Annotated in this window: 6 protein-coding genes; all 6 read left to right on the top strand. The window is 71.1% G+C overall.

Features of this window, described 5'->3' with window-relative positions; all coding sequences use genetic code 11:
• The coding region (gene alr / locus VI078_12860; GenBank protein ID HEY6000171.1) for an alanine racemase at window positions 1-821 on the top strand (821 nt) is incomplete at its 5' end.
• 34 nt (window positions 822-855) lie between these two features.
• Window positions 856-1638, top strand: coding sequence for an ABC transporter permease (locus VI078_12865; GenBank protein ID HEY6000172.1), 783 nt, complete (start codon window positions 856-858; stop codon window positions 1636-1638).
• Window positions 1639-1673: 35 nt separating this feature from the next.
• Complete coding sequence (locus tag VI078_12870) at window positions 1674-2438, top strand: ABC transporter ATP-binding protein (protein HEY6000173.1); 765 nt, start codon at window positions 1674-1676, stop codon at window positions 2436-2438.
• 18 nt (window positions 2439-2456) lie between these two features.
• Entirely contained in the window at window positions 2457-4097 is a 1641-nt protein-coding gene (locus tag VI078_12875; GenBank protein ID HEY6000174.1) for an MlaD family protein, read from the top strand.
• A 1-nt stretch (window position 4098) separates the two neighbouring features.
• On the top strand, window positions 4099-5463 hold the full coding sequence (gene radA, locus VI078_12880; GenBank protein HEY6000175.1) for a DNA repair protein RadA: 1365 nt from the start codon (window positions 4099-4101) through the stop codon (window positions 5461-5463).
• Window positions 5464-5624: 161 nt separating this feature from the next.
• Window positions 5625-6179 (top strand): UPF0280 family protein (locus tag VI078_12885; GenBank protein HEY6000176.1); only part of this gene is annotated, 555 nt, incomplete at its 3' end.

Below are 6179 nucleotides of genomic sequence, written 5' to 3' on the forward strand. Positions count from 1 at the left end.
CGCTCGCGGAGGCGCTCGAGCGCGAGGCCGCCCGCGCCGGCGCCCGCGTCGCCGTGCACCTGAAGATCGACACCGGGATGGGGCGGGTCGGCGTCCCCCCCGCCGAGGCCCTGCCGTTCGCGGCGCGGCTGCGCGACTTCCCGCATCTGGTCCTCGAGGGGCTCATGAGCCACCTGGCGGAGGCGGAGGTCGCGGGCAGCGCCGCCACCGCGAGCCAGATCCGGACCTTCCGCTCCGTCTGTGCCGCGATCGAGGTCATGGGCGGCCCCGTCCGCTGGCGCCACATCGCCAACAGCGCGCTGCTGCTGCAGGGGGCGGCGGAGGGCACTCTGGTGCGCCCGGGCATCATGCTCTACGGCTCGGCCCCCGGGCCGGGCCTGCCCCACGGGGCAGAGCTGCAGCCGGTCATGAGCCTCGCCACGGCGATCGCCTTCCTCAAGCGGGTGCCTGCCGGGACGGCGGTGAGCTACAACGGGACGTGGACCGCGCCGCGCGAGAGCGTCATCGCCACGCTGCCCGTCGGCTACGCGGACGGCTACCGGCGCGCGCTGTCCAACCGGGCGGAGGTGCTGGTGCGGGGGCGGCGCGCGCCCGTGGTCGGCACCGTCTGCATGGACCTGTGCCTCGCGGACGTCACCGACGTCCCGGGGGCGTGCGCGGGCGACGAGGTCCTGCTCATCGGCCGCCAGGGGCGCGAGGAGATCACCGCCGCGGAGGTGGCGGCGCGCGCCGGCACGATCTCCTACGAGGTCTTCTGCGGGATCGGCGCCCGCGTGCCGCGCCTGTATGCGCGGGGGCCGGTGCGGTATCATGGCGCCTGAAGAGCGGGCGGTGGCCGCAGGTCGGCGGGGTGGCGTGGTGAAGAGTCTCATCGGGTTGCTGGAGCGCATCGGTGCGGGGGCCAGCGGCTTTCTCGAGGGGGCCGGCGACCTCGTGCTGCTCGTGCTGCGCACGCTCGGCTGGTCGGTCCGCCCGCCCTACCGGCCGCGCAGCGTCATCCAGCAGATGGCGTCGGTCGGCGTCAGCTCGCTGCCGATCGTGCTGATCACGGCGCTCTTCACGGGCGCGGTGCTCGCCCTGCAGACGATGACCGGCTTCAAGCGCTTCAACGCCCAGGACCTCGTCGGCACGATCGTCGCCCTCTCGATCTGCCGCGAGCTCGGGCCGGTGCTCACGGGGCTGATCGTCGCCGGGCGGGTCGGCTCGGGCATGGCGGCGGAGCTGGGCACCATGAAGGTGACCGAGCAGATCGACGCGCTGGAGACCCTCGCGACCGACCCGGTGAACTACCTCGTGGTGCCGCGCTTCCTCGCCGGGCTGATCATGCTCCCGGTGCTGACGGTGCTCGCCGACGTCGTCGGCATGGGCGGCGGCTACGCGGTGAGCGTCTTCGTGCTGCACGCGAACCCCACGATCTACTTCCGCCGCAGCATGGACTACCTGGCCTTCGAGGACGTCTACACCGGGATCGTCAAGGCCGCCGCCTTCGGCGTGATCATCGCGATCGTCGGCTGCCAGCGCGGCTTCAACGCCAGCGGCGGCGCCGAGGGGGTCGGGCGGGCGACGACGGCCTCGGTCGTCCTCGCCTCGATGCTGATCCTCACGGCCAACTACTTCATCACGGCCTTCTTCTTCTGATTTCAGCGCGACGCGTCACGCCGACGGAGAGATGCATGCCCGAATATGAGCCCGCACTGATATCGCTGCGGGGCGTGTCCAAGCGGTTCGGGGCGAACCAGGTGCTCGACGGGCTCGACCTGGAGATCGAGCGCGGCGAGACCATGGTGGTCATCGGCGGCTCTGGCACCGGCAAGAGCGTGCTGCTCAAGCACATCATCGGGCTGCTGCGCCCCGACGCGGGCCGGGTCGTGGTCGAGGGCGTCGACGTCGGTGGGCTGCGCGGCGTGGCGCTCAAGGAGTTCCGCAAGGGCTTCGGGATGCTCTTCCAGGGGGCGGCGCTCTTCGATTCGCTGCGCGTCTACGAGAACGTGGCCTTCGGCCTGCGGGAGCACGCGCGGCTGCCGGAGGCCCAGGTCCGCGAGCGCGTGCGCGAGAAGCTCGCTCTCGTCGGCCTGCGGGACGTCGAGCACCTCTGGCCGGCCGAGCTCTCGGGGGGCATGAAGAAGCGCGTCGCGCTGGCGCGGGCGCTGGCGATGGAGCCGAAGATCCTGCTCTACGACGAGCCGACGACCGGCCTGGACCCCATCCGGGCCGACGCCATCAACGACCTGATCGTGGAGCTGCGCGACCGGCTCAAGGTCACGGGCGTGGCGATCACCCACGACATGACGAGCGCGTACAAGATTGCCGACCGCATAGCCATGCTGTATAAGGGCAGGATCATCGCGGTGGGGACGCCCGGTGAGATTCGCGAGAGCGCGGACCCGGTGGTGCGCCAGTTCATCACCGGCAGCGCCCGGGGTCCGATCACCGACTAGGAGGCGCGCGGAAGCGGCATGAGGGTGTTGTCGGCGGAGGCGAAGGTCGGCGCCGTGGTGGTCGCCGCGCTCGCGGGGCTGGCCTGGCTGACCTTCCAGATCGGCGAGTTCCGCTTCCGCCAGAAGGGCTACGTCATCGAGGCGGTGTTCCACACCGTCTCGGGCCTCGAGACCGAGGCGAAGGTCCGCATGGCCGGCGTCCTCGTCGGCTCGGTCGAGCGCATCTTCCTCAAGGACGGCCTGGCGCACACGCGGCTGCGCCTGGACGACGGCGTGGTCGTCCACGAGGACTCGGTCGTCTCCGTCGCGTCGATCGGCATCCTCTCGGAGCGGTACATCGAGATCACCACGGGCAGCCCCGGCGCCAGGGTGGTCCCGGCCGGCGCCGTGATCGCCGGCCGCGAGCTGGTCGACCTCGACCAGCTCATGGCGGAGCTGTCGCGCTCCTCGGAGGCCTTCCGCTCGCTCGCCGGGAGCATCGAGAAGACCTTCACCGGCGCCGACTCCCAGGTCTCGCGGCTGCTGGCGGGGGCCTCGGACCTCGTGGGGCGGATCAGCGCGCTGCTCGAGGAGAACCGCCAGCGCGTGGGCGAGCTGCTCGCGCAGTCTGCGGGGCTGACGCGCGACGCGCGCGGGCTCATCGGGGACGCGCGCGCCGTGGTGAGCGACAACCGGGCGGAGCTGCACGCGGCGATCGCCGGGATGCGCACGCTCGCCGAGACGCTCAACCGGCGGGCCGACGAGCTCTCGGCCGAGGCGACGAAGACGGCGGAGGAACTGCGCGCCACGGTGCGCGGCGGCCGCGAGGATTTCCAGGGCCTGCTGGCCTCGATGCGCACCGCCGCCGGCAGCGCCGAGAAGGCGGCGGACACGCTCACCAAGATCCTGGCAAAGGTGGAGGGGGGCCGCGGGACGCTCGGCCGCCTGGTCAACGACGAGACGACGATCAACCGCGTGGACGCCGCCCTCGGCGACATCGACGGCATCGCCGAGAAGATCAACACGGGGCAGGGGAGCCTCGGGCGGCTCGTCACCGACGACACGCTGGTGCGGAAGCTCGAGAGCACGGCCGACTCGGCGCAGCGCATGCTCGGCGCGAACGACCGCATGCACTTCTACCTCGGCTACCGGGGTGAGTACCTCGAGCGGGTGGAGGCGCTCAAGAGCTATGTCACGGTCAAGCTGCAGCCGCGGGCGGACAAGTACTACCTCTTCGAGGTCATCGACGACCCGGCCGGCAAGACCACGACCACGACCACGAGGACGACCATCCAGCGGCCGGACGGCGGCTACACCATCAACGAGACCACCGAGGAGACGCGCGAGGACCAGCTGCTCTTCTCGCTGCTGTTCGCCAAGTCCTTCGGGCCGCTGACCCTCCGGGGCGGCCTCATGGAGTCCCAGGGGGGGCTCGGCGTGGACTGGAGACCCGGCGGCGGCACGCTGCGCCTCAGCGCCGAGGGCTGGGACTTCGGCCGGGACGGCGGACCGCACCTGAAGGTCGCCGGGCAGCTCGGCGTCTACAAGGACTTCTTCGTCAGCGCGGGCGTCGACGACGTCTACGACGAGAGGCGCCGCTCGGCCTTCGTCGGCGGGGGCATCCTCTTCTCCGACGACGATCTGCGGGAGATGCTCGGCCTCGCCCGCCTCGTCCAGTAGCGTGGGGGAGAAGAGCCGCTACCTCTGCCAGGGGTGCGGGTTCGTCTCGCCCAAGTGGCTGGGGCGCTGCCCCGACTGCGGCGCCTGGAACACGCTCCTGGAGGAGGCGGCCGTCCCGAAGGCGCGGGGCGGGCGCGACGGCGCCGCACCGGGGGCCGCGCCGGTCCGGCTCGACCAGATCGTCCAGGACGACGCGCTTCGCATTCGCACCGGCAGCGCCGAGCTCGACCGGGCCCTCGGCGGCGGGCTCGTCCCGGGGAGCGTCGTGCTGGTCGGCGGCGACCCGGGCATCGGCAAGACCACCCTGCTGCTCGAGGTTCTCGGGCGGCTCGCCGCCGCACGCGGCGAGGCGGTGTTGTACTGCTCCGGCGAGGAGTCGCCACGGCAGATCCGCATGCGCGCCGACCGGATCGGCGTGACCGGCCCGCTGCTGAGCGTGCTCGCGCAGAACGCGCTCGAGCCGATCCTCGCCGAGACGCGCCGCCTGCGGCCGCTGGCCGTGGTCGTGGACTCGATCCAGACCGTGACCACGGACGCGCTCGAGTCGACGGCCGGCAGCATCAGCCAGGTGCGCGAGGTCGCCGCGCAGCTGATCGCGCTGGCCAAGCGCCAGGAGGTGCCGGTGTTCATCGTGGGCCACGTCACGAAGGACGGCACCCTCGCCGGGCCGCGGGTGCTCGAGCACATGGTCGACACCGTGCTCTACTTCGAGGGGGAGAACACGCGGGACTTCCGGATCCTGCGGGCCGTGAAGAACCGCTTCGGGTCCACCAACGAGATCGGCGTCTTCGAGATGCGGGACGCGGGGCTCGCGGAGGTGCCGAATCCCTCGCGGCTGTTCCTGCGCGAGGAGCGCGGCGAGCTGGCGGGCTCGGTCGTCACCGCCTCCGTGGAAGGGACGCGGCCGTTCCTCGTCGAGGTCCAGGCGCTGTGCGCGCGCACAGCGTTCGCCTCGCCGAAGCGCGTCTGCAGCGGCGCCGACCCCGGCCGCCTCGGGATGATCGCGGCGATCCTGGAGAAGAAGATCGGCCTGGGGCTGGCCGAGCAGGACATCTACCTGAACCTCGCCGGCGGCATCCGCGTCGTCGAGCCGGCGGCGGATCTGGCGATCGCCCTCGCGGTCTGCTCGAGCTTCCGGAACTCGGCCGTGCGCGCCGGCGCGGTCGTCTTCGGGGAGGTCGGCCTGACCGGGGAGGTTCGGGGAATCTCGCACCCGGAATCCCGAGTGCGGGAGGCGGCGAAGCTCGGGTTCGACGCCTGCATGCTGCCGAAAGCGAGCCTGGCGCGGATTTCGAGCGCGGATTGTCGCATCAAATGTACTGGGGTCTCCACCCTAACGGAGGCCATCGACCTTCTGATTCTGTAAGACTATGAAAAGTAAGGAAAGATTCTGCACAATTCCTAGGCACTCTGGTGTCGGCACCGTTTTTTTTCGCATGCTCTCGAGAAATTCACAGCGTTGCCAACATCTTTTCAACAAGCTCTGTGAAAACGGTCCGCAATCAATTGAATTCTCTTAAGTTTTCAGTGAAGGTCGATCCCCGTGACCGCAGCATCTACCGGCGGGGCGTCCAAGCCGCCGGCCTCGTCAGGTTCGAGCTGGCGATCAAGGAGACGGACCTTCTGGTGCTTGCCGACCGGGACATCGGCGATCTCGTGCGGGAGATCGTGATCAACGAGCGGGATCGGCTGGAGCGATACCTGGCCGCGCACCCGGAGTTTGCCAGATCTCTCGTGCCCGTGGCCGTCGCCGATGCCGCCCCGCGGATCGCGGGCGCGATGGCGGCAGCGGGGGCCGCGGCCGGCGTCGGCCCGATGGCGGCCGTTGCCGGAGCGGTGTGCGATGCGGTCGCGGCGGGCGTCGGCGACAGGGTCCGGGAGCTGATCATCGAGAACGGCGGTGACCTGTACGTGCGCGTGTCGCGGGAACGCACTGTCGGCATCTACACCGGCGAGAAGGGCCCGGCGCTCGGCCTGCTCGTGCGGCCGGAGGGCGGGCCGCTGGGCGTCTGCACCTCCTCGGGGAGGATCGGGCACTCGCTGAGCTTCGGGGACGCCGCCGCGGCGACGATCATCGCCGGC

This window comes from bacterium (genome assembly GCA_036524115.1).
Lineage (GTDB): Bacteria > JAUVQV01 > JAUVQV01 > JAUVQV01 > DATDCY01 > DATDCY01.